Here is a 26,155-nt window from a genome sequence, read left to right on the forward strand (position 1 = left end):
AACTCGAAATATTTATAAGAACTTTGCAAACTTTTTTCCGTGAATACCACAAAAGCCTAAAGTACTTAAAATGAAGAAGAAGATTGAAATATTAGCTCCTGCCAGAGATTTAATTGGAGGAATGGCAGCCATAAACAGTGGCGCCGATGCCGTTTATATTGGTGCACCACAATTTGGAGCACGTTCAAACGCCAACAATTCTATCGAAGATGTAGCCGCACTGGTACAATATGCACACCTATTTAATGCACAGGTTTTTGTAGTTATGAATACCATTTTGTACGATAACGAACTAGAAACTTGCCGTTCAATGATCTGGGAATTGTACGATATTGGTGTTGATGCCCTGATTATTCAGGATATGGCAATCATGGAAATGGACTTACCTCCTATCGTACTTCACGCCAGCACACAAGCCAATAATCGTGATGCTGATAAAATTAAATTTCTTAAAGATGCCGGAATCAAACGTGTGGTTTTAGCCCGTGAATTGAACCTGCATCAAATTAAAACGATATACGACGAAGCTGATGTTGAATTAGAATTTTTCGTAACCGGTGCATTATGTGTATCCTTTAGCGGAAACTGTTACATGAGTGTAGCCAACGGAGAACGCAGCGCCAACCGCGGTTCCTGCGCACAAAACTGCCGTTTACCTTACAACTTAATCGACGGAAACGGAGAAACCCTAATCAGAAACAGTCACTTGCTTTCGATCAAAGATTTAGATATTTCAGATCAGATTCCGAATCTAATTGAAGCCGGAATCGTTTCTTTCAAAATCGAAGGCCGTTTAAAAGATGTCGTTTACGTTAAAAACAACGTTTCCTATTTACGTCAAAAACTAGACAGCTATTTAGAAGGCGCAGGAAGTGATAAGTATATGAAAGCATCATCAGGAACATGTACCTATACTTTTGATTCTTCTTTAAGCAGAACTTTCAATCGTGGTTATACGGATTATTTCGTAAACGAAAGACACAGCTCCATTGGTTCCTGGGAAAGCCCAAAATCAAAAGGTCAATATATTGGTAAATTAATCAGAACGGTTGGAAACGCCTACGAAATCGAAAATGGCGAATTACTAAACAACGGTGACGGACTTTGTTTCATCAATGAAAACAATGAAGCCGACGGAATCTATGTAAACAAAGCCGAAAACGGGAAAATTTATCCAAACGTTTTAAAAGAAGTAAAAGACGGAACTTTTATTTACCGTAACAACGATGCTGCTTTCATCAAAATTGTTGAGAGAGAAGACAGTGCTGTTCGTAAATTGAGCACCACTTTATTACTTACCGAAACAGAAAACGGTTTTGAACTAATCGCAACGGATGAAGACGGTAATGTAAGTACTGTTACCCTGGAACATGCAAAAGAGCAGACTAAAACCGGTGAATCGATCGAGGAAAATATTAAAACACAATTGGCCAAAACAGGTTTTACGCCTTACACTGCCAATGAAATCAATGTAATGTTCTCTCAAAACTGGTTCCTTCCTATTTCAAAAATCAACGAAATGAGAAGAACCGTTTACGATCAGTTGACTGAAATTCGTCTGGCCAATTACAAACGCGAAGAACACCAACTCGTTAAAACATCACATCCTTATCCGGAAACTAAATTGGATTTCATGTACAATGTTTCCAACAAAACGGCCCGTAAATTCTACGAGCGTCATGGCGTTACCGAAATTGAAAAAGCATTCGAACTACAATGGGATCCGGGAAAATCACGTGTGATGACCACTAAATATTGCATCAAATACGAATTGAAGAAATGTCCAATACACCAAAAAGATATAGTAGGTGTTAAGGTAAAAGAGCCCTTGGTTTTAAAACAAGGCGAACTGGAATACAAACTAAAATTCAACTGCAAACCTTGTGAAATGGAAATCTGGGAAAAAGATGCGGAATTCGAAATAGAAGAAGATCATTTTCATTAGAATTTTAACCGCAAAGAATACAAAGATATACGCTAAGGTCCGCAAAGATTAATTAATCTTTGCGGACCTTTTCTTTTAACTGAACATCAAAAAAAATTGCGTTCTTAGCGTAATTCCTTGCGGATTTTGTGGTTAAATTCACCCCGTTATTTCTCAGTTTTATCATTTAGACATAAAAAGAAATCGCACAAGAAACTCAATCCCAATTGTCGTCAATCTTTGTCGAATTACGAGTGTGATTTCTCCCTTCGCTCGAAATAACAAGCTACAAGGTTACTTTATCTAAAAGACAAAAACTTAGCGCTCTTTGCGTAATTCTTTGCGAACTTTGCGGTTAAACTCTTTTTTCGCTACTTTTACTTCTCCAACAACACAATTAATCCAAAATGAAAATACTACTCCTTGGTTCGGGTGAACTGGGCAAAGAATTTGTCATTGCCGCTCAACGAATCGGACAAACTGTAATTGCTGTCGATAATTACGAAAATGCTCCGGCCATGCAGGTAGCACACAGCTTTGAAGTCATCAACATGCTCGACGGCGAAGCACTGGACCGAATCGTAGCCAAACACCAGCCCGACTTTATCGTTCCCGAAATAGAAGCTATCCGAACAGAACGTTTTTACGATTACGAAAAACAAGGCATTACCGTTGTTCCATCTGCGAAAGCAGCCAACTTTACCATGAATCGAAAAGCGATTCGCGATCTCGCTTCGAAAGAACTGGGATTAAAAACCGCAAAATACCAATATGCAACTTCGGCAGAAGAACTTCAAAAAGCCGTTCAGGAAGTTGGAATTCCCTGCGTAGTAAAACCTTTAATGTCTTCTTCCGGAAAAGGACAATCTATTATCAAAACGGAAGACGATATTGAAAAAGCCTGGCAATATGCCGTTGCAGGTTCACGTGGCGATGTCATCGAAGTTATCGTGGAAGCTTTTATAGATTTCAATTCTGAGATTACACTTTTAACCATTACTCAAAATAACAATCCAACACTTTTTTGCGCTCCAATTGGACACCGTCAGGAACGCGGGGATTATCAGGAGAGCTGGCAGCCTGCAAAAATTTCTGATGCAGATTTATATGAAGCGCAGGATATGGCCGAAAAAATTACCGAAGCTCTGGGAGGCGCAGGCCTTTTTGGTGTTGAATTTTTCTTAACCAACGAGGGTGTTTATTTCTCAGAACTATCCCCACGCCCACACGATACCGGAATGGTAACTCTTGCCGGAACACAAAATTTTAATGAATTCGAATTGCATTTGCGAGCTATTTTAAGCTTACCCATCTTCGAAATCACTCTTGAAAAAGCCGGTGCAAGTGCCGTGATACTGGCCTCAGAAGACTCAACAAATCCAACTTTTACCGGAATTGAAAAAGTAGCTGCCTTACCTAAAACTGATTTTAGAATTTTCGGAAAGCCAACTTCAAGACCTTACCGTCGAATGGGAGTTGTTTTAAGTCATGATACCCTAACAACACCAATCGACGAAATTACAGAACGTGCCAAAACAACTTCAAAACTAATAACCGTAAACTCTTAAAAAATGAAAAACGCATTATTTGCACTGTTCCTGCTTGCCGGAATTTCAACTCAGGCTCAGGATAAGAAAACAAATGAAAAACCTGTAATTGTAGAAACCGCTTGTGGCGAATGTCAATTTGGAATGAAAGGCAAAAGCTGTGATTTAGCCGTTCGTATTGACGGTAAAACGTATTTCGTAGACGGAACAACAATTGACGAGCACGGTGACGCACATGCGGAAGATGGCTTTTGCAATGCCGTTCGCAAAGCTTCAGTTATTGGAAAAATAGAGAATGATCGCTTTAAAGCAAGCTCTTTCACGCTGATAAAAGAAAAATAATGGCATTAATTCTTGAAAATATAGCCAAACACATTTCATTGACGCCTGAAGAGCAGGCTCATTTTTTATCCAAAACAGAAACCCATTTTTACAAGGCGAAAACCATTTTACTGAATGCCGGTGAAGTGTGTACCCATTCGTATTTTGTAAATTCGGGAATTCTAAGAAGCTTCAATATCAATGATAATATTGTCGAGCATGTTCTGGCATTTGCTTGTCAGGGCTGGTGGATGAGTGACATGTACAGCTATTTTTCACAGAAACCGGGAGAACTTTTTATAGAAGTCTTAGAAGATGCGGAAGTCGTTTCTTTATCCAAAGAAAATCAGGAGCAATTGTATCTCGATATTCCTAAATTAGAACGTTTTTTCAGAATTTTAATTGAAAATTCTCTGGTCGCCAATCAACAACGCTTAATGGATAATTTAAGTCTGACGGCAGAAGAACGCTTTGAAAAATTTTGTGTTAAATACGGCACATTGGTTCATAAAGTACCTCAAAAACAAATTGCTTCTTTTATTGGCGTCACACCTGAATTTTTCAGCAAAATGAAAGCCAGGCTTTTAAAAAAATAACCACAGATTTCACAGATTAGAATGATTAAAAAAATGTTGCCACGAATTTTAATTCAATTCTTTCGCAAATTTAATTTGTGGAAATTCGTGGAATTCACGGCAGAAAAAAATCCTTTTAATCTGTGAAATCTGTGGCAAAAAAAACCAGTTCATATGAACTGGTTTTTCTTTTGAATTAAAACTGCTCAACCTCTGTTGAATGCTTCATTGCAGTAGTTGAAGACCTTCCTATCGTTACTGTATTTTGAACCGCATCAAAATAAGAAGTCCCTACAAAAGCCTGATGTTTTACTGCTCTGAATCCGTTTTGCTGCAAAGCAAATTCTCTTTCCTGCAATTCAGAATATCCTGCCATACCACGTTCTTTATACGCTTTAGACAATTCGAACATACTGGTATTTAAAGCATGGAATCCTGCCAGAGTAATGAACTGAAATTTATACCCCATAGCCGCCAGATCTTCTCTGAAAGTTTCCATTTCTGCTACTGATAATTTTGCCGCCCAGTTGAAAGACGGAGAACAATTATATGCCAGCATTTTACCCGGAAACTCTTTTTTCATTGCATCCGCAAACTTCTTAGCATAAACCAAATCAGGATTACTGGTTTCCATCCAGATCAAATCAGCATAAGGCGCATAGCTCAATCCTCTTGCGATTCCCTGATCGATTCCGCTGTTTACATAGAAAAAGCCTTCATTGGTTTTTTCACCGGTAATAAATTTTGCATCTCTTGGATCTGCGTCGCTAGTCAGTAAATTAGCTGCATCAGCATCTGTTCTGGCTACAATTAATGTCGAAACGCCCATAACATCAGCAGCCAAACGAGCAGCAATCAGTTTATTGATCGCTTCCTGAGTAGGTACTAAAACCTTCCCGCCCAAATGCCCGCATTTTTTAGCAGAACTCAACTGATCTTCAAAATGAACACCAGAAGCACCCGCTTCAATCATCGATTTCATCAATTCGAAAGCGTTTAAATTTCCGCCAAAACCGGCTTCTGCATCGGCTACAATCGGAACCAAATAATCTTTTTTATCTTCAACCTGGTTTACCACCTGAATCTGATCAGCTCTCAACAAGGCACTATTAATTTTCTTTACCACCATCGGCACGCTATTTACCGGATAAAGCGATTGGTCAGGATACATTTCTCCTGCCAGATTTGCATCGGCAGCCACTTGCCAGCCACTCAAATAAATCGCTTCTAAACCAGCATCGACTTCCTGAATCGCCTGATTTCCTGTTAAAGCACCTAAACCAGCAACATAATCCTGACTTTTTAACTTTCTCCATAATTTCTCCGCCCCCATTTTAGCAATAGAATGCTCAATATGATAAGAGCCCTGAAGCATAACCACCTCAGTAGCAGTATACGGACGTTCAACACCTTTCCATCTTGGGTTTGTGATCCAATCGTTAATCAATTCCTGAATTCTGTCTTCTGTTGTTTTCATAAAAATATAAGTTAAGTTGGTTAGTAAGTAAATAGTCTGCAGTCGCAGTTCACAGTTCTGACTGTGACTTGTAAAAGGTTTATTTTTTCACGCAGATTTTTAATGATCAGCGCGACATTTTTTATAAATATTTGTAACATGGAAGGGTTAAAAAATCAACGAAATCGGGATTTACAACCAGTCTTTCCAAAACTTTCTCCGCTAACGGGAATTGACGGTTTTCGTAATTTTCCTCTCCCAGCTCGTCTTTAATTTTTTTGAATTCATCTAAAGCCAACTCATGATAATACGCCAGATTCAGTATTTGCCCGTTATCCAAAGTCACCTTATTCTGAAGCCACTGCCACAATTGCGATCTTGAAATCTCGGCCGTAGCAGCATCCTCCATCAGATTGTGCAAGGCTGCGGCGCCTTGTCCGTTCAGCCATGAAGCCAAATACAAAACCCCAACATTAATGTTTTTACGAACCCCATTTTCTGTTATAATTCCAATTGGTGGCTCTATCAAATCTGCTTCTGTTATTTTACGATATTCTTTTTTAACATGAATTTGATTGGGAGTTGGCATTCCGGCATCGAAAACATTTTTAGCCAGAGCAACCAAATCCGGATGCGCTACCCACGTTCCATCGTGACCATTCTTTACTTCACGTTCTTTATCGGTTTTTACCTTTGCGAAAGCAATTGCATTTGCCTCCTCATTATTTTTAATCGGAATTTGAGCGGCCATCCCTCCGATGGCATGAATACCTCGTTTATGACACCTTTGAATTACCAAATTCGAGTAAGCGTTCATAAAAGGCGAAGTCATATTGACCTGATCGCGGTCCGGAACAATAAACTTGGAATGCTTGCGGAATTTTTTAATGTAAGAGAAAATATAATCCCAACGCCCACAATTCAATCCCACAATATGTTCCTTCAATTCAAAAATAATTTCGTCCAGCTGAAAACTTGCTGTGATGGTTTCAATTAAAACAGTAACCTTTATCGTCCCTCTTTCTAACTTCAAATAATCTTCGGTAAAATCAATTACGGTATTCCACCAGTTCGCTTCCAGATAATGTTCTAATTTTGGAATATAGAAATAAGGTCCTGAGTTATTTTCTAAAAGTCTCTTATGATTATGAAAAACATACAAACCAAAATCTACCAAAGAACCTGAAACCGCATTCCCATCAATCGAAAGATGTTTCTCCGGTAAATGCAATCCACGTGGGCGCACAATCAATGTCGCAATCTTTTCATTCAGGTGATACGATTTATGCTTAATCAAATCGGTATAAGAGATCGTCTTGTTAACCGCATCAATCAAATTCACTTGTCCGTCCATTAAATTTTGCCAGGTCGGAGAAGTACTGTCTTCAAAATCCGCCATAAAAGTTTTCGCTCCTGAATTCAACGCATTGATAATCATTTTGCGATCAACCGGTCCCGTAATCTCAACTCTACGATCCTGTAAATCTTTTGGAATTCCTCCTGCCACCCAATTACTTTCTCTGACGGTTTTGGTTTCTGAAGGAAAAGACGGCATGACTCCCTGATCAAAAGCGGTTTGTTTTTGTTCGCGTTGCAGTAACAATAATTTTCGTTGCGAATCGAATTTTCGATGCAGTTCGGTTATAAAAACAATTGCCTCTTCTGTCCAGATCTTTGGATAAGAAAGCTTCTTTTCGGCCAAAAACTCCATAGCCGTCTCGGTAATCTCTAATTGGTTTTTCATCGCTGTTGCTTTTGATTAGTTCTTCATTATTCGTCATTTTTTGCTAATAAAAGATCTTTTCTGTTATAACAATCTGACCGTTAATATTTTCTACACCACAATATTAGAAAAAAGTTTTTTACAAAACAAGCGAACGTTCGCTAAATTTACAAAAACTTTTTTGGTGATTATTTTTAGATTACTTACATTTGATATTATGGATATCGAAAAAGACTATATAAAGCTGATTTTTGGGCTAAAACTCAAGCAAGTTCGTACTCAGAAAAACCTCTCTCTATTTGGTTTGGCGAAACTGACCAATCTTTCAAAATCGTATTTGAACGAGATTGAAAAAGGAAAGAAATATCCAAAAACAGATAAGATTTTGCTTTTATGCGAACATTTGGATGTTACTTACGACCAAATGGTTTCTTTAAAACTGGACAACAACCTCGCTCCGATTGGAGAAATCTTAAAATCAGGAATTTTAAAAGAGATTCCTCTGGAGCTTTTTGGCATCCAGGAGGCAGATTTAATTGATATTATTGCCAATGCCCCTGCCAAGGTCAATGCGTTTATCAGCACCATTATCGAAATTGCCCAGCATTACAATCTGAGCAGAGAGAGTTTTTTCCTGGCTGCCTTACGCTCGTATCAGGAGGCTCACAGTAATTATTTTGAAGATTTAGAAGAGAAGGTCATCGCTTTTTCTAAGTCCTTTCAAATTAATTTAGACTCTAAGATCACTATTAAAGAACTTGAAGCTATTCTTAAAGAGGAATTTGACTACACCATCAAAGAAATTGCCTTCACTGATCAGGAAGCCTTAGAAGATCTGCGTTCCATCTACGTACCAAAAAGCAAAACCCTCTTACTTTCAACAGAAATCGACGATCCGCAAAAGGCTTTTATTCTGGCCAAAGAAATCGCCTATAATTATCTGAACTTATCGGATCGTTTACTGACTTTCAGTTGGATCAAGTTCGAAAACTTCGACCAAGTATTGCATAATTTCTATGCCTCATACTTTGCAGGTGCTTTATTATTACCGAGACAATTGATTGTAGGTAAAATCAATGACTTTTTAAATAACGAAAAGCCAAATCCGGAAGAATTTGTAACGCTGATCGAAAGTTTTGAAGTTTCACCGGAATCTTTTTATCAAAGATTAACCAATTTACTCCCTAAAGATTTCCATCTGAAAAATTTATTCTTTTTAAGAATGTCGCATAAAATTGGCTCTGATTTTTACCAAATCAAAAAGGAATTACACATTACCAATCAACAAGAACCACATGCAAACGAAACCAACGAGCATTATTGCAGGAGATGGGTTTCGGTAAAAACCATAGACGAGGCCATCAAACAAAACAAACCACACTTTTTTGACGCACAGATTTCGAGTTATGTTCATAGCGGAAATGAATATCTGGTTTTTTCATCAGCCACAAAAGATCCTTTCATCAAAGACAACATAAGAAGTATTTCGGTTGGTATTTTAATCAATCCAACCATGAAAAAGAAATTCAAGTTCATCGAAGGAAAACCACTTGTCAAACGAATTGTAGGGGTCACCTGTGAAACCTGCGATGTAAAAGACTGCCTCGAAAGAGCCGCTCCTCCAATCGCATTGGAAAAGAAAAAACGCCACGAGAATACAGATGCCGTTGTGCAGCAGTTTATTTTGCAATACAGTTAGACTTTCTTAGACCTTTGGATTTGTTAGATCCTCAGATTATTGAACTATTCGATTCTTTGAATGTTTAGATCATAAACACGAAAATCAAGCCAATCTAAGTCGTCGCCAAAGCCTCTGAACCTTTGTACCTTTGCAACTAAAAACCTTAACCCCTTAGCAACTCAGAACCTCAGAACCTTTTCTTAATCTACATTAAGTGCTTTTCAGGCATGTTGATCGTAAATTTGTACTATAAAAAATAACAAAACAATTATCATCATGGAAAATATAGTAATACACAAAGCAGAAACAAGAGGAAATGCAAATCACGGATGGCTTAATGCCTATCACAGTTTTAGCTTTGCGAGCTGGTACAACCCGGAAAGAATTCAGTTTGGAGCGCTTCGTGTTCTGAACGACGATACTATTGCGGGCGGAATGGGTTTTGGAACTCACCCTCACGATAATATGGAAATCATTACCATTCCGTTAGAAGGTGATTTAGCACACAAAGACAGCATGGGGAATACCGAAATCATTAAAAATGGTGACATTCAGGTGATGAGTGCCGGAACCGGAATCCAACATAGTGAATTCAATCCAAATGCCGATCAGCAAACGAAGCTGTTACAAATCTGGTTGTTTCCTAACCAAAGAAATGTAACTCCGCGTTACCAACAAATCACTTTAGATGTTGCCGACAGACACAACAAACTGTCTCAGGTTTTATCTCCAAATGCTGATGATGAAGGAGTCTGGATCCACCAGGACGCCTGGTTTCATATGGGAAATTTCGATTCCGGAATCGCTACAACCTATAAACTAAAAAAAGAAGGAAACGGGGTCTACGTTTTTATCTTAAAAGGAAATGTAACGATAAACGGTCAGGAATTGAACACTCGTGATGCTATGGGAATCTCTGATTTTGAAACTTTAAACATCAAAGCCAACACTGAGGCCGAATTCCTGCTAATGGAAGTTCCTATGAATTACTAATTTGCAAGACACCTCACATACACTTCAAAAGAAACGATAATCATACTGGATAACAGCATGTTATCGTTTCTTTTTTTTCTCAAATCACAAAAAAACCAAAAAGAAGTATTAAATTTATTAATAGAAAATTGGTCTGAATTTAAAACTAAAATTAACCGCTAAAATTTTCAATCATGAATCCAAATGACCTTACGAAAGAATATAGCAATGGAGAAGTAACCATTGTATGGCAGTCCGGAAAATGCATTCATTCCGCCAATTGTGTAAAAAATAATCCCGATGTTTTTCACCCAAAAGAAAAACCATGGATCATTCCTGAAGGCTCAACAACAGAAAAAATTATTTCAACCATTCACAAATGCCCATCGGGAGCATTGAGTTTTTACATGAATGACAAAAGCTAATTTTCTTGCCACAGATTACCTAGATTAAAAAGATTCTTTCTGAATTGAAACATACTAATCCATAAAAAATCCTTTAATCCGTGGCAAAAAACTAAGACTCTTCCCTCTAACCGGGAGGTCTCAAAGCAACAATTAAAGATGCGATACTCAAAAAGTCATCGCATTTTTTATTTCTTAATCTAGGTTAAGTCCCTTACGCTCACTACCACCGTAACTTTGTCCTATCAAAATGAAATTAATTATTTAAAAGATAAAATTATGGCAACTACAAAATGGTCAATTGACCCAACACATTCAGAAATTGGTTTTAAAGTTAAACATATGATGTTTACCAATGTTTCAGGTAAATTTGGAACTTACGATGCAACAATCAACACAGAAGGAGACAACTTCGAAAATGCTGCAATCGAATTTTCAGGAGACATTACTTCTATTGACACTGCAAATACAGACAGAGATAATCACTTAAGAAGTGGTGATTTCTTTGATGCCGAGAATCATCCAAAACTAACTTTCAAAGGTTCTTCTTTCAAAAAAATCAATGAAGGGAGCTATGAATTAACCGGAGATCTAAACATTAAAGGTATCTCAAAATCAGTGACTTTTCCGGTAGAGTTTAGCGGAACTATGACTGATCCATGGGGAAACACAAAAGTCGGATTAAATATCGAAGGAAAAATAAACCGTAAAGATTGGGGACTCAACTGGAACTCAGCTCTTGAAACCGGCGGTGTTCTGGTTGGAGAAGAAGTAAAATTAAACATTGAATTACAGTTTGCAAAACAAGCTTAATTCAATATCCCAGAATTTAATTGATTGGTTATTAAGCCCTGCATCTGCAGGGCTTTGTTTGTAGGGACGAGGCTTCGACTTCGCTCAGCCTGACATTTGTACTTTAAAGATATCAAATGTCAGGCTGAGCGAAGCCGAAGCCCCACTTTTTTTACTTCTTATTCCTAAATTCCGTTGGCGATAGTCCGGTTTGTTTTTTGAAGAATCTGGAGAAATACGAATAATCTTCGTAGCCTACTTTAAACGCTACTTCGTTAACCGCTAATTGTTTGTCAATCAACATTCTTTTAATCTCCAGAATCACTCGGCCCGTAATCACTTCTGTGGCCGTCTTTTGCAGAATTTCATTGCAGATACGGTTCAAATGCTTTAAAGTAATACTTAACTTTTCAGCATAAAAAGACGGTAATTTTTCTTGTTTGAAATAGTGCTCCAAAAGCATTTCGAACTTGTCAATTTTAATGTTATACGAATGCGCCTGATGCGAATAGGTTTCGTTGTATTTGCGGGCTATTTCAATATGAATACAATCGAGCAAATTCAACATTTTATCCAGTTGATATCGCCCCTCCTGAGTACTTTCCTGAATTAATAAGTCAAAATAAGGACGGATTTTAGTAATTCCTTTTTCTTCAAAAACCATTTCCGGCCGATTGTGAATCGAATGGTAAAAATTATATTCGTTGATTTTTTTCTGTCCAAAATATAAATTATACAACTCCTGTGAAAAAATAATCACAAAGCCCTCAACATCTTCAGATAAACTCCAATGATGCATTTGTCCCGGCTGTAGCACAAACAGGCTTCCCTTTTTAATTTCAAACTGATCAAAATCAACTTCGTGCTGTCCAGAGCCTTTCGTAAAAAACACCATCAAATACGAATCATGCCGGTGTGGTTCTTCTACAAAACTGTGACTTTTTAAATGCTCTTTGAAGGTATTGACATAAAAATCACGATGAATATCATTACAGCTAAAATTCTGAACACTATAAACCGGGTATTTTTTCATATAAGTAGAATTTATTTTTTTACTGGTCATATATGCGATCGCCCAATCCTGTTTTTCGTTTATAAACTTGTTTAAGGCGGGCGATATCATAATAAATGTCTTTATTGTGCTATAAGTAGCGAAGATATAAAAAAGACTTTAATCCTGTTCTGAATTACCTTTGTATAAATAAAAAACAACAAGATCATGTCAAGTGCATTAACTCATATTTTAAGCAACGAATGTCCCATTTGTCATAAAGGAAAGGTTTTTACAGATAAAAATATATTTTTCACTTTTGGCCTTCCAAAGATGAACGAATTTTGCAGTCACTGTAATTATAAGTTTCAAAAAGAGCCTGGTTATTTCTTTGGCGCTATGTATGTAAACTACGGATTAACAGTCGCTCAGGGAATTGCAACGTACTGTATCGCACAATTTTTCTTCGAAAAGAATTTCGATTTAAGAATCATTCCGATTATCGCTGTCGTCATTACCCTGCTCACTTCTTTCAATCTTAGATTTTCAAGATTAGCATGGATTTACATGTTTAAGGATTATACGAAGTAAAAAAATGCTACTTTTGCCTTTCAATTGAAACTAATTTTCAATTCAAAAAAATTCAATCTTTAAATTAGACAAATGAAAGCATACGTATTTCCGGGTCAGGGTGCACAATTTACAGGAATGGGCAAGGACTTATATGAAACATCGGCTTTAGCCAAAGAATTGTTCGAAAAAGCTAATGAAATTTTAGGTTTTAGAATTACAGATATCATGTTCGAAGGTACTGCCGAAGAACTAAAAGAAACTAAAGTTACACAGCCTGCGGTATTTTTACACTCCGTTATTTTAGCTAAAACTTTAGGAGACGATTTTAAACCAGAAATGGTCGCAGGACATTCTTTAGGAGAATTTTCAGCTTTGGTTGCCAACGGAACTTTGTCTTTTGAAGACGGTCTTAAATTAGTTTCTCAACGTGCTTTAGCTATGCAAAAAGCTTGTGAAATCACTCCATCAACAATGGCTGCGGTTTTAGGTTTAGCTGATAATATTGTCGAAGAAGTTTGCGCTTCTATTGACGGAATAGTTGTTGCGGCAAATTACAACTGTCCTGGACAATTGGTGATTTCTGGAGAAACTTCAGCTGTTGAAAAAGCTTGTGAAGCTATGAAAGCTGCCGGTGCAAAACGTGCTTTAATTTTACCTGTTGGAGGAGCATTTCACTCTCCGATGATGGAACCAGCAAGAGAAGAATTAGCTGCTGCAATTGAAGCCACTACATTCTCAACTCCTGTTTGTCCGGTTTACCAAAACGTAACCGCAAATGCTGTTTCGGATGCAAACGAAATCAAAAAGAACTTAATCATACAATTGACTGCTCCCGTAAAATGGACACAATCTGTTCAGCAAATGATCGCTGACGGCGCTACTTTATTCACTGAAGTTGGTCCGGGAAAAGTGTTGGCAGGTTTGATCAATAAAATTGACAAAGAAGCGGTTACTGCGAATGCATAATTAGCATTTAGTCTCAGTAACAGTTTTCAGTTACTCACTACATAAAAAAAATCCTCATGAACAAGATTGTTTATGAGGATTTTTTTTTATAACCCTTTTGCTTCTGCACTGTAATTATTTACAATTCCAGTTATCAAATAATTTTGATTTCTTTTTTCAAAGAAGATATACCAGGTTGTTTTGGCATTGGGTTTGTAAAAAATATAACTTGAACCTAAATATTGGAGTAATTTTGGTGTTTTCTTGTGAGGAAAACTCGAAATATCTGAAATAATAAAAACAACTATCTTATCTACATAATTCTGAGCTGATTCAGGAAAACCAAAATACTCCTCTTTAAAAGTGCAAAAACTAAATCATCAAAATAGTCAAGAACTTCTTTTTCAAAAATTACTTTTTCCACGGATAAGCTTGAATTCTCTTAAACATTTCAGCTTTAAATTCCTCTGGAGTCAGTCCTTTTGCAAACTCGGCATCAAAATCAAAAGTTTCCTGATCAATTCCTTTAAATTTAGATTTTTGAACTTCATATTCTACAGCAGGCTCTTCCACCTTGCTAGCTCTAACTTCTTCTTTTTTCTTCTTCATGATTCCTACAATTTATTCTTACAAATTTACAAAAATAAATTAAGCCAAAAATAAAAACCCCAAATAAATTTTAGATTATTTGGGGTTTTTCTTATATTTTATTTTCGTCTGAAAAAAATTAAGAACGAACTTTCTGTTCCCATTTCCAGGCACTTGCCATGGCTTCGTCTAAACTTAATTGGGCTTTCCAGCCTAAAACATTATTAGCTTTATCTGTATTTGCATAAGCTTCTGTAATATCACCTTCACGACGCGGCATAATTTTATATGGTAATTTTTTATCGCTTACTTTTTCGAAACTATGAATCACTTCTAAAACAGAACTTCCTTTTCCGGTTCCTAGATTGAAAGTTTCAACTTTTTGCAAATTCTTTTTAGCCAACAAACGCTGTAAGGCAATTACGTGCGCTTTTGCCAAATCTACTACGTGAATATAATCACGAACTGCCGTACCATCAGGAGTTGGATAATCATCTCCAAAAACCGATAATTCCTGACGCAATCCTACACCAGTTTGTGTAATGAAAGGTACTAAATTTTGAGGAACACCAATTGGTAACTCGCCAATTTCAGTCGTTGCATGAGCTCCAACCGGGTTAAAATAACGCAATAAAATTGCACTGATATTGGTTACTTTAGCTGTATCCGTAATAATTTCTTCACCTATCTGTTTCGTATTTCCGTAAGGCGAAATCGCCGCCTGTACCGGAGCATCTTCAGTAATTGGCATTTTTTCGGCCTGACCATAAACGGTACAAGAAGAGCTAAAAATAAAACTCGCTTCAGGTTTTTGCTGCAATTCCTGCAATAAATACACCAATGAAGCAATATTGTTTTCGTAATACAACAATGGATTTTCAACACTTTCACCAACTGCTTTTGAAGCCGCAAAATGAATTACTCCGGTAACATCGTTATGTTTTTTAAAAAATTCCCGAACCGACGCTTTTTCTCTTAAATCCAACTTTTCGAACAAAGGTGTTTTTCCTGTAATGGACGTAATCCCTTTTAAAACATCTTCTGTAGAATTGGAAAGGTTGTCAATAATGACTACTTCAAAACCTTCATTTTGCAATTCTACAACGGTGTGAGAACCAATAAATCCTAATCCTCCTGTTACTAATACTTTCATTTTGTGGTTATTTTGTGCTGTTGTTTATTTGGTTTAATCTTTATTATTTATTCAAAAATTCCAAAACAGAATCGGTTATAAATTTAATTTGCTCATCATCCAGTTCTGTATGCATTGGCAAAGCAATTACTTCTTTCACCAATTGATTGGTCACCGGAAACTGCTCTTCTTTGTAACGAGAATCAGCATAAGCTTTTTGTGAATGCAACGGAATCGGGTAATAAATCGCACACGGAATTCCCTTATCCAATAAATGCTGCATCAAAGCATTACGATCTGCATCAATAATTCTCAATACATATTGATGAAAAACATGATCATTTTGACTTGCATCAAATTCCGGTGTAATAATATGTGTATTTCCGGCAAAAGCTGCATTGTATTTTGTTGCCGCTAAACGACGCGCTGCATTGTACTCGTCTAATAATGGCAATTTTGCATTTAGAACTCCGGCCTGAATACTATCCAAACGTGAATTCACTCCTACAACATCATGATGGTAACGCTCATACATTCCGTGATTTACGATCCCGCGAATGATGTGCGCCAGTTTATCATCGTTTGTAAAAATTGCCCCTCCATCTCCATAACAGCCTAAATTTTTAGACGGGAAAAATGAAGTTGCCGCTACATGACCAATTACCCCAACTTTGCTTTTTGCTCCTGATTTAGAAATATAATCTGCTCCAATTGCCTGTGCATTGTCTTCGATTACATATAAATTATGTTCGGCAGCAATTTCCATAATAGCATCCATGTTTGCTGCACGTCCAAATAAATGTACCGGAACAATTGCTTTTGTTTTTGGTGTAATCGCATTTTTAAGCGCTTCAATATCGATGTTCATATTTACGACATCAACATCCACTAAAACCGGCGTCAATTGCAGCAAAGCAATTACCTCAACAGTAGCTGCAAAAGTAAAATCGGCCGTAATTACCTCATCGCCCGGTTTCAAATCCAATCCCATCATGGCAATTTGCAAAGCATCGGTTCCGTTTGCACACGGAATCACGTGTTTTGCCCCCAGATAGTCTTCCAGATTTTTTTGAAACTGGTGTACTAAAGGACCGTTTATGTAAGTATTGGTATCCAGGACCTCCTGAATAGAGGCATCAACTATAGTTTTTATTTTTTCGTATTGACTTTTTAGGTCAACCATTTGAATTTTTTTCATTTTCAATATATTTTAAAATTAAAGACTTGCATTTCATTCAGCGTCTCTAAAAGGAGGAACAAAAATAGTTATTTAATACCTTCAAACCAATGAAAATAATTGAAAGAACCGTAATTTAGCCACAAAAACAAACAGATGCTTTTTCTCTATAATTTAGTTATTTCTATTGCTGGCTTTTTTCTGAAAATTGTAGCGCTTTTTAGTCCGAAAATTAAGCTTTTTGTCGAAGGTCGTAAAAATGTTTTCACGATTCTTGAAGAAAAGATAAAACCTTCAGATAAAACCATCTGGTTTCATTCGGCCTCACTTGGTGAATACGAACAAGGCCTTCCGGTAATCGAAAAAATCAAAGAAAAATACCCTGCGCACAAAATCATCGTTACCTTTTTCTCTCCCTCAGGCTACGAAGTCCGAAAAAACAATACTACTGCAGATGTTACACTGTACCTTCCACTGGACACTAAAAGCAATGCAAAGAAATTCTTAAAGCTTGCTCATCCTGAATTGGCATTTTTCATAAAATATGAATTTTGGCTGAATTACCTGAATGAATTAGAGAAAAGCCAAACCCCGACCTATTTAATTTCCGGAATTTTCAGAGACAATCAGATGTTTTTTAAATGGTACGGCGGTTTTTACAGAAAAGCATTAAAAGCATTCACTTACTTTTTTGTTCAGAACGAAAATTCGAAAGAAAAAATAAAGAGTATCGGCTTTGACAATGTTATTGTTTCAGGAGACACTCGTTTTGATCGTGTAAATGCTATTTTAGAAAGAGACAACACTTTGGATTTTATCGAAAAATTCAAAAACAACACTCCAACCATCATTATAGGCAGCTCTTGGCCTAAAGATGAAGTATTATTAGCAGAATACATCAACCAGGCATCCGAAGATGTAAAATTCATCATTGCACCTCACAACATTAAGAGCGATCAGATCGCAAGCCTGAAGGCGCAAATTACTAAATCAACAATATTATTCTCCGAAAAAGAAAATACCGACTTATCTAATTACAATGTCTTTATTATAGATACTATTGGATTACTGACTAAAATTTACAGTTACGGAACAATTGCTTATGTTGGAGGCGGATTTGGAAACCCGGGAATCCATAATATATTAGAACCGGCTACTTTTGGAATCCCAATTGTAATTGGCCCCAACTACTCGAATTTTGCCGAAGCAGTTGAACTGGTAGCGCTCAAAGGATGCCTTGTAATCTCGAACAATCAGGAATTAAAACAAAATCTTGACCGTTTGCTTCAGGACAAAGAGTTTTTAGAAGAAAAGAGTCAGATTTGTAAATCGTATATTCAGAACAATAAAGGAGCTACAAACAGCATCATGAATATCGTCGCGTAACCTTTTTATACGAATTGCACGTGATTCAGAAACAACATTACACACAAAAGGGCTTATTTAAGCTCTTTTGTTTTTTTTCAGCACTACCTAATATTCTAAAAAACACAAAACAAACTGCAACCAAGAGTGTAAAAACCCCCAATTCTCTTATTGAATCTTCAATAAAAAATAATTTAGACAAAATATACCATAATTTAACATATTATTATTAATTTGGCACATTGTTTGATAAATAAGATAATCGTGAGCAATGAAAATATTTTAAAAAAAAAATAAAAAAATATTTTACATATTAAAAAATTTATATCTTTGCCACGAATTAATAATTAACCTTTTATAATAAAGTAAGATGAAAAAAGTATTTTTAAGTTTAGCTGTTGTTGCTGTTTTAACTGTTGTATCTTGTAAAAAAGCTGACGCTGCAGCTACTGAAGCTGTAGATTCTACTGCTGTTGCTGTTGATTCTGCTGCTGCTGTAGTTGATTCTGCTGCTGCAACTGTTGATTCTGCTGCTGCAAAAGTTGACTCTGCTGCTGCAAAAGTTGAAGAAGCTGCTGCTCCTGCTAAAAAGTAATTCTAAATTACTCAAAAAAATAAAAAGCTATCTCTTTGCAGATAGCTTTTTTTTATGCCTTATACCCAACAAAACCACAACACCTTTCCTAACCACAACACACACGCTATAAAAAAACCCGATAAGTCTTCAAAACTCACCAGGCCTTTATACAATTACAAAAACTTAGAAAACAAAAGACACTCTTTTATTTCCTAATCCCCCACTTCCACTTCCTCACCCACAACTTCATCTTCAAAAATAGATTCACTCGAGGAAAAATCCAAAATCTCAGCTCTCGAAGCATAAGTCACAATTTCTTTGATCCCTTTCTGCAAAAGCAATTCCGTTGTGTATTTTCGACTTGTAGCAAAATGAAGCTCTCCCAACATCAATTTAAAAAAATACCTCCCCCCAGCTCCTTTAAACTTTAAAAACCGAGCCATCTCTATATTCACCTTAAACTTCTCGATATCCTCTTCGCACTCAAACCTCAATTCATAACTAAGACTCGTAAATATCACCTTGCCCTTCCTCGAAGTAAATACGAATTTATATTCATCATTAAACCGCTTACTAATTACAAAGGCACCCATATTATTATTTTAGATTTTAAATTTTAGATTATTGACTTCAGATTCTTAGATTCTTAGATTCTTAGATTCTTAGATTCTCTAAAATAAATCCGCTTCGCAGATTTATTTTAGAACTCCTGGATTTACACCATAAAAAAAGCCTCTTCAAAAGAAGAGGCTTTAGTACTCAGAGCGGGACTTGAACCCGCACGAACATTGCTGTTCACTGGATTTTAAGTCCAGCGTGTCTACCAATTTCACCATCCGAGCATTAGATGATATAGAGCGAAAAACGGGGCTCGAACCCGCGACCTCGACCTTGGCAAGGTCGCGCTCTACCAACTGAGCTATTTTCGCATTTCAAATTCTAATTAAGAACTGCAACACTTGATTTGTTCTGTATTGCGAGTGCAAATTTAGGACATTTATTCAATTACACAAGCGTTTTTTGAAAAAAAAATCTACTTATTTTATAACTTTCTGATAACCTAAACTTTAAATATGAAATTTATTTTCGTACCAACATTCTTTTAATCTCATTGAGTTTCATCAATGCTTCAACCGGTGTGATCGCATTAATATCAAGCCCCAGAATTTCTTCTTTTATCTCTTCCAGCAAAGGATCATCTAAATTAAAGAAACTCATCTGCATTTCATCATTTTCAGACTTTACACCATTTAACGCTTCACTTGAGTGGTTTTTCTCCAGTTTTTTCAACATCTTTTGCGCCTTCAAAATTACAATCTGAGGCATTCCGGCCATTTTTGCCACATGAATTCCAAAACTATGAGCACTTCCTCCTTTTACCAGTTTACGAATGAAAAGCACATTATCTTTTAACTCTTTTACCGCAACATTATAATTTTGAATTCTTGGCAGCGATTCTGTCATTTCATTCAATTCATGATAATGCGTTGCAAACAAGGTTTTAGGTCTTCCCGGGTGTTCGTGTAAAAATTCGGCAATCGCCCAGGCAATCGAAATCCCGTCATACGTACTGGTTCCTCTTCCAATTTCATCCAGAAGTACCAAACTGCGATCTGAGATGTTATTCAAAATAGAAGCGGTCTCATTCATCTCCACCATAAAAGTAGATTCTCCCATCGAAATATTATCCGAAGCCCCTACTCTGGTAAAAATCTTATCTACAATTCCCATTCTTACACTATCAGCAGGAACAAAACTTCCCATTTGAGCCAACAATACAATTAAAGCCGTTTGTCTCAAAATAGCAGACTTACCAGACATATTAGGACCGGTAATCATAATCAGCTGCTGCGTCTCTCTGTCTAAATAAACATCATTAGCAATATAAGGCGTTCCAACTGGTAATTGCTTTTCAATAACCGGATGACGTCCGTTTTTGATCTCTAACTCAAACGTTTCATCAATTTCAGGACATACATATTGATTCTCTATAGCCAATTGTGTAAACGAACACAAACAGTCCAGCTGTGCCACCAAATTAGCATTCATCTGCACCGGCTTGATATAAGTTCCAATCCAGATCACCAATTGCTCAAAAAGCTCTGTTTCTATCTTGTAAATCTTCTCTTCTGCTCCCAGAATTTTAGTTTCATATTCTTTTAATTCCTCGGTAATATATCGCTCTGCATTAACCAGCGTCTGTTTACGAATCCACTCTTCAGGAACTTTATCTTTGTGTGTGTTTCTAACTTCAATATAGTAACCAAAAACATTATTGAACGAGATCTTAAGCGAAGAGATTCCGGTACGCTCCGATTCTCTTTTTTCAATTCCCTCCAGATATTCTTTTCCGGAAGTAGAAATAGCACGTAAATCATCCAGCTCTTCACTGATTCCTTTTGCAATAGCATTTCCTTTAGCCACCGTGACAGGCGCATCCTGATTTAAAGTATTTTTAATCTTTTCTCTTAGCAAATCACAGGCATGCAGACTATCTCCTATTACCTTCACCGCTTCCTGCGGACTTTCAAGTGCCAGGGTTTTAATTGGAATAATCGCATCCAACGATTCTTTCAGATATACAATCTCACGTGGCGAGACTTTTCCTGTTGCTATTTTAGAAATCAAACGCTCTAAATCTGAGATTTGTTTGATTTGATATTGAATACTTTGCAAAACCTCCGAATTGCCCCTTAAATAAGAAACCACATCATGACGGCTTTTTATTCTGGCACTGTCTTTCAAAGGCAAAGCCAGCCAGCGTTTCAACAAACGCCCTCCCATTGGCGAAAGCGTTCTGTCAATCACATCCAAAAGGGTTACCGCATTTGGATTATAACTATGATACAATTCTAAGTTTCTAATGGTAAAACGATCCATCCAGACATAAGCATCTTCGGCAATACGCTGAATCGCTGTAATATGCTGCACACGATTGTGTTGCGTTTCCGACAGGTAGTACAAAATTGCTCCGGAAGCAATAATTCCTTCTCTTAATTCTTCTACTCCAAAACCTTTTAAGGAAGAGGTCTGAAAGTGCTTCGTCAGCGTTTCCAGAGCATAATCTTCCTTATAAATCCAGTCTTCTAAATAAAAGCTATGAAAATCATCTCCAAAAGCATCTTTAAAGTCACTTTTATTCTGTTTCGGAACCAAAACCTCACTCGGGTTGAAGTTTTGCAGCAATTTGTCGATGTACTCTGCATTTCCCTGAGCCGTTAAAAACTCTCCTGTAGAAACATCCAGAAAGGAAACTCCGATATTTTTGTTAGCAAAATAAACTGATGCTAAAAAGTTATTTGATTTGGATTGTAAAACTTCGTCGTTTAAAGAAACTCCGGGAGTTACCAATTCAGTAACACCACGTTTTACAATAGTTTTAGTCATTTTTGGATCCTCCAGCTGATCACAGATCGCCACACGAAGTCCGGCTTTGACTAATTTTGGTAAATACGTATTGACAGAGTGATGCGGAAAACCGGCCAAAGCGGTTTCTGTATCAGAACCGGCGCCTCTTTTGGTTAATGTTATTCCCAGAATTTTTGAGGCTCTAATAGCATCTTCTCCAAAGGTTTCGTAAAAGTCTCCTACTCTAAAAAGCAAACAGGCATCAGGATATTTTCTCTTGATTTCATTGTATTGTTTCATTAAAGGTGTCTCTTTAACCACTTTCTCTTTCGCTGCCAAATTATTGTATTTTAAATGAAAAAATTAAGACAGCGAATTTATGACATTTTGAAGGAATATCGAAGTAGTGCAAAAATTAAAATATTTTAAGCTTTTTTTAAGTTGAGATATAAGAATTTTACATAGATTTGTCTTAATTAAAAAAGACTCTAAAAAGATGAAAAAAATAATTTTAATCGCTATGTTAGCTGTAGTTGGAATTACAGCTTCTAATGCTCAAAGCAATAAAAAAGGAAAAATTGCCAAAGTAGAAGGTGCAGGAATGGCTTTCGAAACAGAAACCATTGATTATGGAACTATTGCTCATAATGCAGATGGAAAACGTGAATTTGTTTTTGTAAACAATGGAACTAAACCTCTTATCATCACAAACACAACTGGATCTTGCGGTTGTACAGTACCAACAACTCCAAAAGAGCCAATCGCTCCGGGTGCTAAAGGTATTATTGGTGTAAAATATGCTACTGACAGAGTTGGTGCTTTTACAAAAACTGTAACTGTAACTTCTAATGCTGAAGGACAACCAACAAAAGTACTTACTATTAAAGGTACTGTTTTACCAGATCCGGTAAAAAGCTAATCTAAAAAGTAAAATAGAATAATTCAAAAAGCTTCCTTAACTTTGGAAGCTTTTTTTATGACCTGAATAAACCTATGAGAAAACTTGAAAATAGCGAACTGGACCGTAAATCGATAGAGGATTTTAAAAAATCAGACAAAACTCCTTTGATTTTAGTTTTAGATGATATTCGCAGTCTGCACAATATTGGATCTGTGTTCAGGACCGCTGATGCATTTTTAATTGAAAAAATAATCCTGTGCGGTATTACCGCCACTCCACCCAATAAAGAAATTCACAAAACGGCTCTTGGCGCAACTGAGACTGTTGCATGGGAACATCACGAAAATGTATTGGAAGTAATCGAAAATCTTAAAAAAGAAAATGTCCTCACGCTTGCCATCGAACAGGTGGAAAGCTCTATTTTCCTTCAGGATTTTAAAACGGAGAAAAATCAGAAGTATGCATTGGTTTTTGGCAATGAGGTTTACGGAGTTGCTCAGGAAGCAGTTGCGCTTTGTGATGGTTGTATTGAAATCCCACAATTAGGTACCAAACACTCTTTAAATATTGCCGTAAGCGCGGGAATTGTGGTTTGGGATTTATTTCAGAAATTAAACTGGCCCAAATAGATAATGTGTCAATTAGATAATTAGATAATGTGATAATTGCCCCATTATCTAATTTTCTAATTAAAAATCTTCTTCTGGATTTCGTCTAAAATAAAAAGGTAATCTTTATGATTTTTCACGAAATCACGATCGGAAACATCAATAATCAACACATTTAAATCAGTTTGGGATTTAATATATTCTAAATAACCATTATTGATTTTATCCAGATAACCTGCCTCAATATTCTGCTCGTAGTTGCGTCCGCGTTTCTTGATGTTTTGCAGCAGCCTTTCAGAATTCTGATACAAATAAACATACAAATCAGGTTTGGGCATTTCTTTATAGATAATATCAAACAAGTTTCGATACAATCGATACTCATCTTCGGCAAGGGTAATTTTAGCAAAAATCAAGGATTTAAAGATATGATAATCGGCTACAATAAAATCTTTAAACAAATCAAATTGCGCCAGATCATCTGATAACTGCTGATAACGGTCTGCCAGAAAAGACATTTCCAACGGAAAAGCGTACCTGTTCTGATCTTTGTAAAATTTTGGTAAAAAAGGATTGTCGGCAAATCGCTCTAAAACCATTTTTGCATTAAAATCCTCCGCTATTTTTTGCACCAAAGTGGTTTTCCCTGCCCCAATATTTCCTTCGAAAGCAATGTAGTTGAAGTTCTCCAATGCAATTTCGCGTATCGGATTTTTCAATTCCTGAACTACTTCACAAACACTATCGTCTGGCGAGACTGCAATTAATTCTGTAATGGATTTTTGAAAAACAGGATGTTCCCAGTCTACACCTAAATCCTGCATAGGAAGCAAAACAAACTTTCTGTTTTGCATTAACGGATGTGGGATTTGCAATTTTTCGGACGCAATAACTTCATCATCGTAAGTAATCAAATCAATGTCGATAATTCGGGACTGATACCCTTGTTGCTCCGATCTGATTCGGCCAAGTTTTTTTTCTACTTTCAGAACCTGACTTAATACTTTTTGAGCCGATAAATAGGTATGTAAAACCAATGCACAATTATAAAAAGCATCACTTTCAAACCCCCAGGCAGGAGTTTCATACAGTTTTGAAACCCTGATTACAGTCCCCACTTCTTTATGTATCAAATCGATACACGTTTCGATGTTTGTTAACCTGTTTCCCTGATTGCTGCCTATTGATAAAACGATTTGATGCTGTGACTTCATAATTAATGCAAATTAACTAAAACTATTTTAGAATTAACTACATTATTTGATTCAAGAGTTAGAAGTTTCCAACTATTTCAAACTCTTTCTTGTTCTCTTTGTTTTCTGAAACCCTCTTCAAAAAAGCACTTAAATCGCTTGTTAAGGGTAGTTGGTTCTGGCTTTTCCAAAATTGTTCTGAGTAAGGAAATTTCACTTTAAAAATATCCTTATCCATCGATAAATTTGACTTTGCTTTTTCGGCAATAAAACTATTGGTTACAAAAAAATTGGTCGAATAATCATAAAACGCTTTTATATTTTTTTCACTTACAAGTAATTCTACCCTAACATCTGATTTTGCATTATTCAAATAATACTTATTGGTGCTGGCACTCTTCTTATAATTTGAAGTGGTTTTAAAACTGGTGGTTCGATATTCTACTTTGTCCTTTTTTTGAAACGGTACTTTTTCTCCATTATCATAAAGATCAAAATAGGTTTCTACAATAGCATAGTCATTCTTATTAATTATAAAATAACCACTGGTTTTTTGTGCAATTGTATTTTCTGACTTTTTGATAAAACTAATTTTAAAAAAATCACCTGCTACATTTTTTTCCTTAGTAAGTTCGAAATCTTCCGTTTTGATAGAGATCATAGCATTTATGTCAAATAATTTTTCAAAACTCTGAAATTCGAAATACACAAAATCAGCCTTATCTTTTATTCCGACTTTCCTCATATTCAAAATCTCAACTTCACATTTATTGTCCGGTTGTGTTTTTGATTTAAAGATGCTTTTTCTCGATACTTTACCATAAATATCCTGTAATCTTTCTAATTCATCATTTCGTTTCAAGACACATCGCAAGAAGAAGTTTTCATTGTACGGTTCGAATATATAATTCTCTTTCATTTTGGCATATACTTTTTTCATTATAGCCATTTCTTCTCCCACCACTACTTCATCAAGTTCAATGGTTTTACTTTGCAAAAAGATCGTATCCTGTTTGTTTATTTCGGCAAAGCTGAGTTTCAGATTTTCATATCCAATCAAACTAAAATTCAATTCATCCTGATCGGAAATAAAAGAAAAAACACCTTCCTCATTCGTTATTGAATTGTCCTTTTGATTGTAAATATTTACTTTTTCCAGAGGAAGCTTTGTCAGTTTATCGACGACCACTTTTTTAGTTTGCATTTTTTGAGCCCCGGCATAAAAGCCCAAGAAAAAAAGACTCCACAAAATTATTTTATCTTTCATATTTAAGTATTTGGTTTCCTCAAATATAAAATATTCCGAACTCAAACTATATTTATCTTACAAAATATCTTATCTTTAATTTAATGCGTTAAAAA

General features: G+C 36.3%; 24 protein-coding genes and 2 tRNA genes. 14 read left to right on the forward strand and 12 right to left on the reverse strand.

What is annotated here, in order from left to right; genetic code table 11:
• The first annotated feature begins 70 nt into the window (after window positions 1-70).
• The 4 genes from B0A80_RS10790 (at window position 71) to B0A80_RS10805 (ending at window position 4,388) form a co-directional block, all read left to right on the forward strand.
• On the forward strand, window positions 71-1,945 hold the full coding sequence (locus tag B0A80_RS10790) for a peptidase U32 family protein (protein WP_089077293.1): 1,875 nt from the start codon (window positions 71-73) through the stop codon (window positions 1,943-1,945).
• 386 nt (window positions 1,946-2,331) lie between these two features.
• Complete coding sequence (purT, locus tag B0A80_RS10795; RefSeq protein ID WP_089077294.1) at window positions 2,332-3,492, forward strand: formate-dependent phosphoribosylglycinamide formyltransferase; 1,161 nt, start codon at window positions 2,332-2,334, stop codon at window positions 3,490-3,492.
• Between the two features lie 3 nt (window positions 3,493-3,495).
• A complete protein-coding gene (locus B0A80_RS10800) occupies window positions 3,496-3,813 on the forward strand; it encodes a DUF6370 family protein (protein WP_070908676.1) in 318 nt (105 codons plus the stop codon).
• Window positions 3,813-4,388, forward strand: a complete 576-nt coding sequence (locus B0A80_RS10805; RefSeq protein WP_089077295.1) for a Crp/Fnr family transcriptional regulator — start codon at window positions 3,813-3,815, stop codon at window positions 4,386-4,388. The genes B0A80_RS10800 and B0A80_RS10805 overlap by 1 nt, the downstream gene beginning before the upstream one ends.
• Before the next feature lie 175 nt (window positions 4,389-4,563).
• Here the strand turns inward: B0A80_RS10805 and aceA are convergent, their stop codons facing one another.
• Window positions 4,564-5,844, reverse strand: a complete 1,281-nt coding sequence (aceA, locus tag B0A80_RS10810; protein ID WP_089077296.1) for an isocitrate lyase — start codon at window positions 5,842-5,844, stop codon at window positions 4,564-4,566.
• Between the two features lie 121 nt (window positions 5,845-5,965).
• Window positions 5,966-7,567 (reverse strand): malate synthase A, encoded by a 1,602-nt coding sequence (gene aceB, locus B0A80_RS10815; RefSeq protein ID WP_089077297.1) that lies wholly within the window; start codon window positions 7,565-7,567, stop codon window positions 5,966-5,968.
• Window positions 7,568-7,763: 196 nt separating this feature from the next.
• Between aceB and B0A80_RS10820 the strand changes: the two genes are divergently transcribed.
• The 4 genes from B0A80_RS10820 to B0A80_RS10835 all read left to right on the forward strand — a co-directional run bounded on the left by B0A80_RS10820 (window position 7,764) and on the right by B0A80_RS10835 (window position 11,416).
• Complete coding sequence (locus tag B0A80_RS10820) at window positions 7,764-9,245, forward strand: helix-turn-helix domain-containing protein (RefSeq protein ID WP_089077344.1); 1,482 nt, start codon at window positions 7,764-7,766, stop codon at window positions 9,243-9,245.
• Window positions 9,246-9,503: 258 nt separating this feature from the next.
• Window positions 9,504-10,220 carry a pirin family protein gene (locus B0A80_RS10825; protein ID WP_017497774.1) on the forward strand — a complete coding sequence of 239 codons (717 nt, stop codon included), beginning with the start codon at window positions 9,504-9,506 and terminating at the stop codon, window positions 10,218-10,220.
• A gap of 173 nt (window positions 10,221-10,393) precedes the next feature.
• Window positions 10,394-10,624, forward strand: coding sequence for a (4Fe-4S)-binding protein (locus B0A80_RS10830; protein WP_017497773.1), 231 nt, complete (start codon window positions 10,394-10,396; stop codon window positions 10,622-10,624).
• Window positions 10,625-10,882: 258 nt separating this feature from the next.
• The gene (locus tag B0A80_RS10835; RefSeq protein WP_089077345.1) at window positions 10,883-11,416 is read left to right on the forward strand and encodes a YceI family protein; all 534 of its coding nucleotides are present in this window, start codon (window positions 10,883-10,885) and stop codon (window positions 11,414-11,416) included.
• 151 nt (window positions 11,417-11,567) lie between these two features.
• On the opposite strand, the gene B0A80_RS10840 is transcribed toward B0A80_RS10835, so the two are convergent.
• On the reverse strand, window positions 11,568-12,518 hold the full coding sequence (locus tag B0A80_RS10840; protein WP_233430737.1) for a helix-turn-helix domain-containing protein: 951 nt from the start codon (window positions 12,516-12,518) through the stop codon (window positions 11,568-11,570).
• Window positions 12,519-12,614: 96 nt separating this feature from the next.
• Here B0A80_RS10840 and B0A80_RS10845 point away from each other — a divergent pair, with 96 nt between their 5' ends.
• Window positions 12,615-12,977, forward strand: coding sequence for a hypothetical protein (locus B0A80_RS10845; protein ID WP_017497770.1), 363 nt, complete (start codon window positions 12,615-12,617; stop codon window positions 12,975-12,977).
• Window positions 12,978-13,049: 72 nt separating this feature from the next.
• Window positions 13,050-13,925 carry an ACP S-malonyltransferase gene (gene fabD / locus B0A80_RS10850; RefSeq protein WP_017497769.1) on the forward strand — a complete coding sequence of 292 codons (876 nt, stop codon included), beginning with the start codon at window positions 13,050-13,052 and terminating at the stop codon, window positions 13,923-13,925.
• A gap of 390 nt (window positions 13,926-14,315) precedes the next feature.
• On the opposite strand, the gene B0A80_RS10855 is transcribed toward fabD, so the two are convergent.
• From B0A80_RS10855 to B0A80_RS10865, 3 genes are all read right to left on the reverse strand, one after another.
• The gene (locus B0A80_RS10855) at window positions 14,316-14,513 is read right to left on the reverse strand and encodes a hypothetical protein (protein WP_070908671.1); all 198 of its coding nucleotides are present in this window, start codon (window positions 14,511-14,513) and stop codon (window positions 14,316-14,318) included.
• 118 nt (window positions 14,514-14,631) lie between these two features.
• Window positions 14,632-15,645 (reverse strand): UDP-glucose 4-epimerase GalE, encoded by a 1,014-nt coding sequence (galE, locus tag B0A80_RS10860; protein WP_017497766.1) that lies wholly within the window; start codon window positions 15,643-15,645, stop codon window positions 14,632-14,634.
• A 43-nt stretch (window positions 15,646-15,688) separates the two neighbouring features.
• On the reverse strand, window positions 15,689-16,822 hold the full coding sequence (locus tag B0A80_RS10865) for a DegT/DnrJ/EryC1/StrS family aminotransferase (RefSeq protein ID WP_089077298.1): 1,134 nt from the start codon (window positions 16,820-16,822) through the stop codon (window positions 15,689-15,691).
• A gap of 135 nt (window positions 16,823-16,957) precedes the next feature.
• Between B0A80_RS10865 and B0A80_RS10870 the strand changes: the two genes are divergently transcribed.
• Complete coding sequence (locus B0A80_RS10870; protein WP_089077299.1) at window positions 16,958-18,187, forward strand: 3-deoxy-D-manno-octulosonic acid transferase; 1,230 nt, start codon at window positions 16,958-16,960, stop codon at window positions 18,185-18,187.
• A gap of 349 nt (window positions 18,188-18,536) precedes the next feature.
• Window positions 18,537-18,761 (forward strand): PG1828 family lipoprotein, encoded by a 225-nt coding sequence (locus B0A80_RS10875; RefSeq protein WP_017497763.1) that lies wholly within the window; start codon window positions 18,537-18,539, stop codon window positions 18,759-18,761.
• Between the two features lie 194 nt (window positions 18,762-18,955).
• Here the strand turns inward: B0A80_RS10875 and B0A80_RS10880 are convergent, their stop codons facing one another.
• The 4 genes from B0A80_RS10880 to mutS form a co-directional block, all read right to left on the reverse strand.
• Window positions 18,956-19,336 carry a DUF1508 domain-containing protein gene (locus tag B0A80_RS10880; protein ID WP_089077300.1) on the reverse strand — a complete coding sequence of 127 codons (381 nt, stop codon included), beginning with the start codon at window positions 19,334-19,336 and terminating at the stop codon, window positions 18,956-18,958.
• A gap of 163 nt (window positions 19,337-19,499) precedes the next feature.
• A tRNA-Leu gene (locus B0A80_RS10885) sits at window positions 19,500-19,585 on the reverse strand.
• Between the two features lie 14 nt (window positions 19,586-19,599).
• Window positions 19,600-19,672: transfer RNA gene (locus tag B0A80_RS10890), tRNA-Gly, on the reverse strand.
• A 151-nt stretch (window positions 19,673-19,823) separates the two neighbouring features.
• The gene (mutS, locus tag B0A80_RS10895; protein ID WP_165769246.1) at window positions 19,824-22,430 is read right to left on the reverse strand and encodes a DNA mismatch repair protein MutS; all 2,607 of its coding nucleotides are present in this window, start codon (window positions 22,428-22,430) and stop codon (window positions 19,824-19,826) included.
• A 157-nt stretch (window positions 22,431-22,587) separates the two neighbouring features.
• On the opposite strand from mutS, the gene B0A80_RS10900 reads away from it, so the two are divergent.
• Window positions 22,588-23,010, forward strand: a complete 423-nt coding sequence (locus B0A80_RS10900; RefSeq protein WP_017497760.1) for a DUF1573 domain-containing protein — start codon at window positions 22,588-22,590, stop codon at window positions 23,008-23,010.
• Between the two features lie 74 nt (window positions 23,011-23,084).
• Entirely contained in the window at window positions 23,085-23,621 is a 537-nt protein-coding gene (locus B0A80_RS10905; protein WP_017497759.1) for an RNA methyltransferase, read from the forward strand.
• A 56-nt stretch (window positions 23,622-23,677) separates the two neighbouring features.
• On the opposite strand, the gene folK is transcribed toward B0A80_RS10905, so the two are convergent.
• Window positions 23,678-24,814 (reverse strand): 2-amino-4-hydroxy-6-hydroxymethyldihydropteridine diphosphokinase, encoded by a 1,137-nt coding sequence (gene folK / locus B0A80_RS10910; RefSeq protein WP_089077301.1) that lies wholly within the window; start codon window positions 24,812-24,814, stop codon window positions 23,678-23,680.
• A 58-nt stretch (window positions 24,815-24,872) separates the two neighbouring features.
• Window positions 24,873-26,060: a carboxypeptidase-like regulatory domain-containing protein gene (locus B0A80_RS10915; RefSeq protein WP_089077302.1), complete on the reverse strand. Its 1,188-nt coding sequence runs from the start codon at window positions 26,058-26,060 to the stop codon at window positions 24,873-24,875.
• Window positions 26,061-26,155 lie beyond the last annotated feature (95 nt).

This window comes from Flavobacterium tructae, assembly GCF_002217475.1.
Classification (GTDB): Bacteria; Bacteroidota; Bacteroidia; order Flavobacteriales; family Flavobacteriaceae; genus Flavobacterium; species Flavobacterium tructae.

Excerpts from the sequence above, each read along its gene's own strand:
- B0A80_RS10825 (WP_017497774.1), top strand. The coding sequence starts at position 9,504 with ATGGAAAATATAGTAATACACAAAGCAGAAACAAGAGGAAATGCAAAT.
- B0A80_RS10905 (WP_017497759.1), top strand. The coding sequence starts at position 23,085 with ATGAGAAAACTTGAAAATAGCGAACTGGACCGTAAATCGATAGAGGAT.
- folK (WP_089077301.1), bottom strand. The coding sequence starts at position 24,814 with ATGAAGTCACAGCATCAAATCGTTTTATCAATAGGCAGCAATCAGGGA.
- aceA (WP_089077296.1), bottom strand. The coding sequence starts at position 5,844 with ATGAAAACAACAGAAGACAGAATTCAGGAATTGATTAACGATTGGATC.
- B0A80_RS10915 (WP_089077302.1), bottom strand. The coding sequence starts at position 26,060 with ATGAAAGATAAAATAATTTTGTGGAGTCTTTTTTTCTTGGGCTTTTAT.
- galE (WP_017497766.1), bottom strand. The coding sequence starts at position 15,645 with ATGAAAGTATTAGTAACAGGAGGATTAGGATTTATTGGTTCTCACACC.
- B0A80_RS10790 (WP_089077293.1), top strand. The coding sequence starts at position 71 with ATGAAGAAGAAGATTGAAATATTAGCTCCTGCCAGAGATTTAATTGGA.
- B0A80_RS10835 (WP_089077345.1), top strand. The coding sequence starts at position 10,883 with ATGGCAACTACAAAATGGTCAATTGACCCAACACATTCAGAAATTGGT.
- B0A80_RS10900 (WP_017497760.1), top strand. The coding sequence starts at position 22,588 with ATGAAAAAAATAATTTTAATCGCTATGTTAGCTGTAGTTGGAATTACA.
- B0A80_RS10805 (WP_089077295.1), top strand. The coding sequence starts at position 3,813 with ATGGCATTAATTCTTGAAAATATAGCCAAACACATTTCATTGACGCCT.
- B0A80_RS10830 (WP_017497773.1), top strand. The coding sequence starts at position 10,394 with ATGAATCCAAATGACCTTACGAAAGAATATAGCAATGGAGAAGTAACC.
- fabD (WP_017497769.1), top strand. The coding sequence starts at position 13,050 with ATGAAAGCATACGTATTTCCGGGTCAGGGTGCACAATTTACAGGAATG.
- aceB (WP_089077297.1), bottom strand. The coding sequence starts at position 7,567 with ATGAAAAACCAATTAGAGATTACCGAGACGGCTATGGAGTTTTTGGCC.
- B0A80_RS10800 (WP_070908676.1), top strand. The coding sequence starts at position 3,496 with ATGAAAAACGCATTATTTGCACTGTTCCTGCTTGCCGGAATTTCAACT.
- B0A80_RS10870 (WP_089077299.1), top strand. The coding sequence starts at position 16,958 with ATGCTTTTTCTCTATAATTTAGTTATTTCTATTGCTGGCTTTTTTCTG.
- B0A80_RS10840 (WP_233430737.1), bottom strand. The coding sequence starts at position 12,518 with ATGATATCGCCCGCCTTAAACAAGTTTATAAACGAAAAACAGGATTGG.
- B0A80_RS10845 (WP_017497770.1), top strand. The coding sequence starts at position 12,615 with ATGTCAAGTGCATTAACTCATATTTTAAGCAACGAATGTCCCATTTGT.
- B0A80_RS10820 (WP_089077344.1), top strand. The coding sequence starts at position 7,764 with ATGGATATCGAAAAAGACTATATAAAGCTGATTTTTGGGCTAAAACTC.
- B0A80_RS10880 (WP_089077300.1), bottom strand. The coding sequence starts at position 19,336 with ATGGGTGCCTTTGTAATTAGTAAGCGGTTTAATGATGAATATAAATTC.
- B0A80_RS10875 (WP_017497763.1), top strand. The coding sequence starts at position 18,537 with ATGAAAAAAGTATTTTTAAGTTTAGCTGTTGTTGCTGTTTTAACTGTT.
- B0A80_RS10865 (WP_089077298.1), bottom strand. The coding sequence starts at position 16,822 with ATGAAAAAAATTCAAATGGTTGACCTAAAAAGTCAATACGAAAAAATA.
- B0A80_RS10855 (WP_070908671.1), bottom strand. The coding sequence starts at position 14,513 with ATGAAGAAGAAAAAAGAAGAAGTTAGAGCTAGCAAGGTGGAAGAGCCT.
- purT (WP_089077294.1), top strand. The coding sequence starts at position 2,332 with ATGAAAATACTACTCCTTGGTTCGGGTGAACTGGGCAAAGAATTTGTC.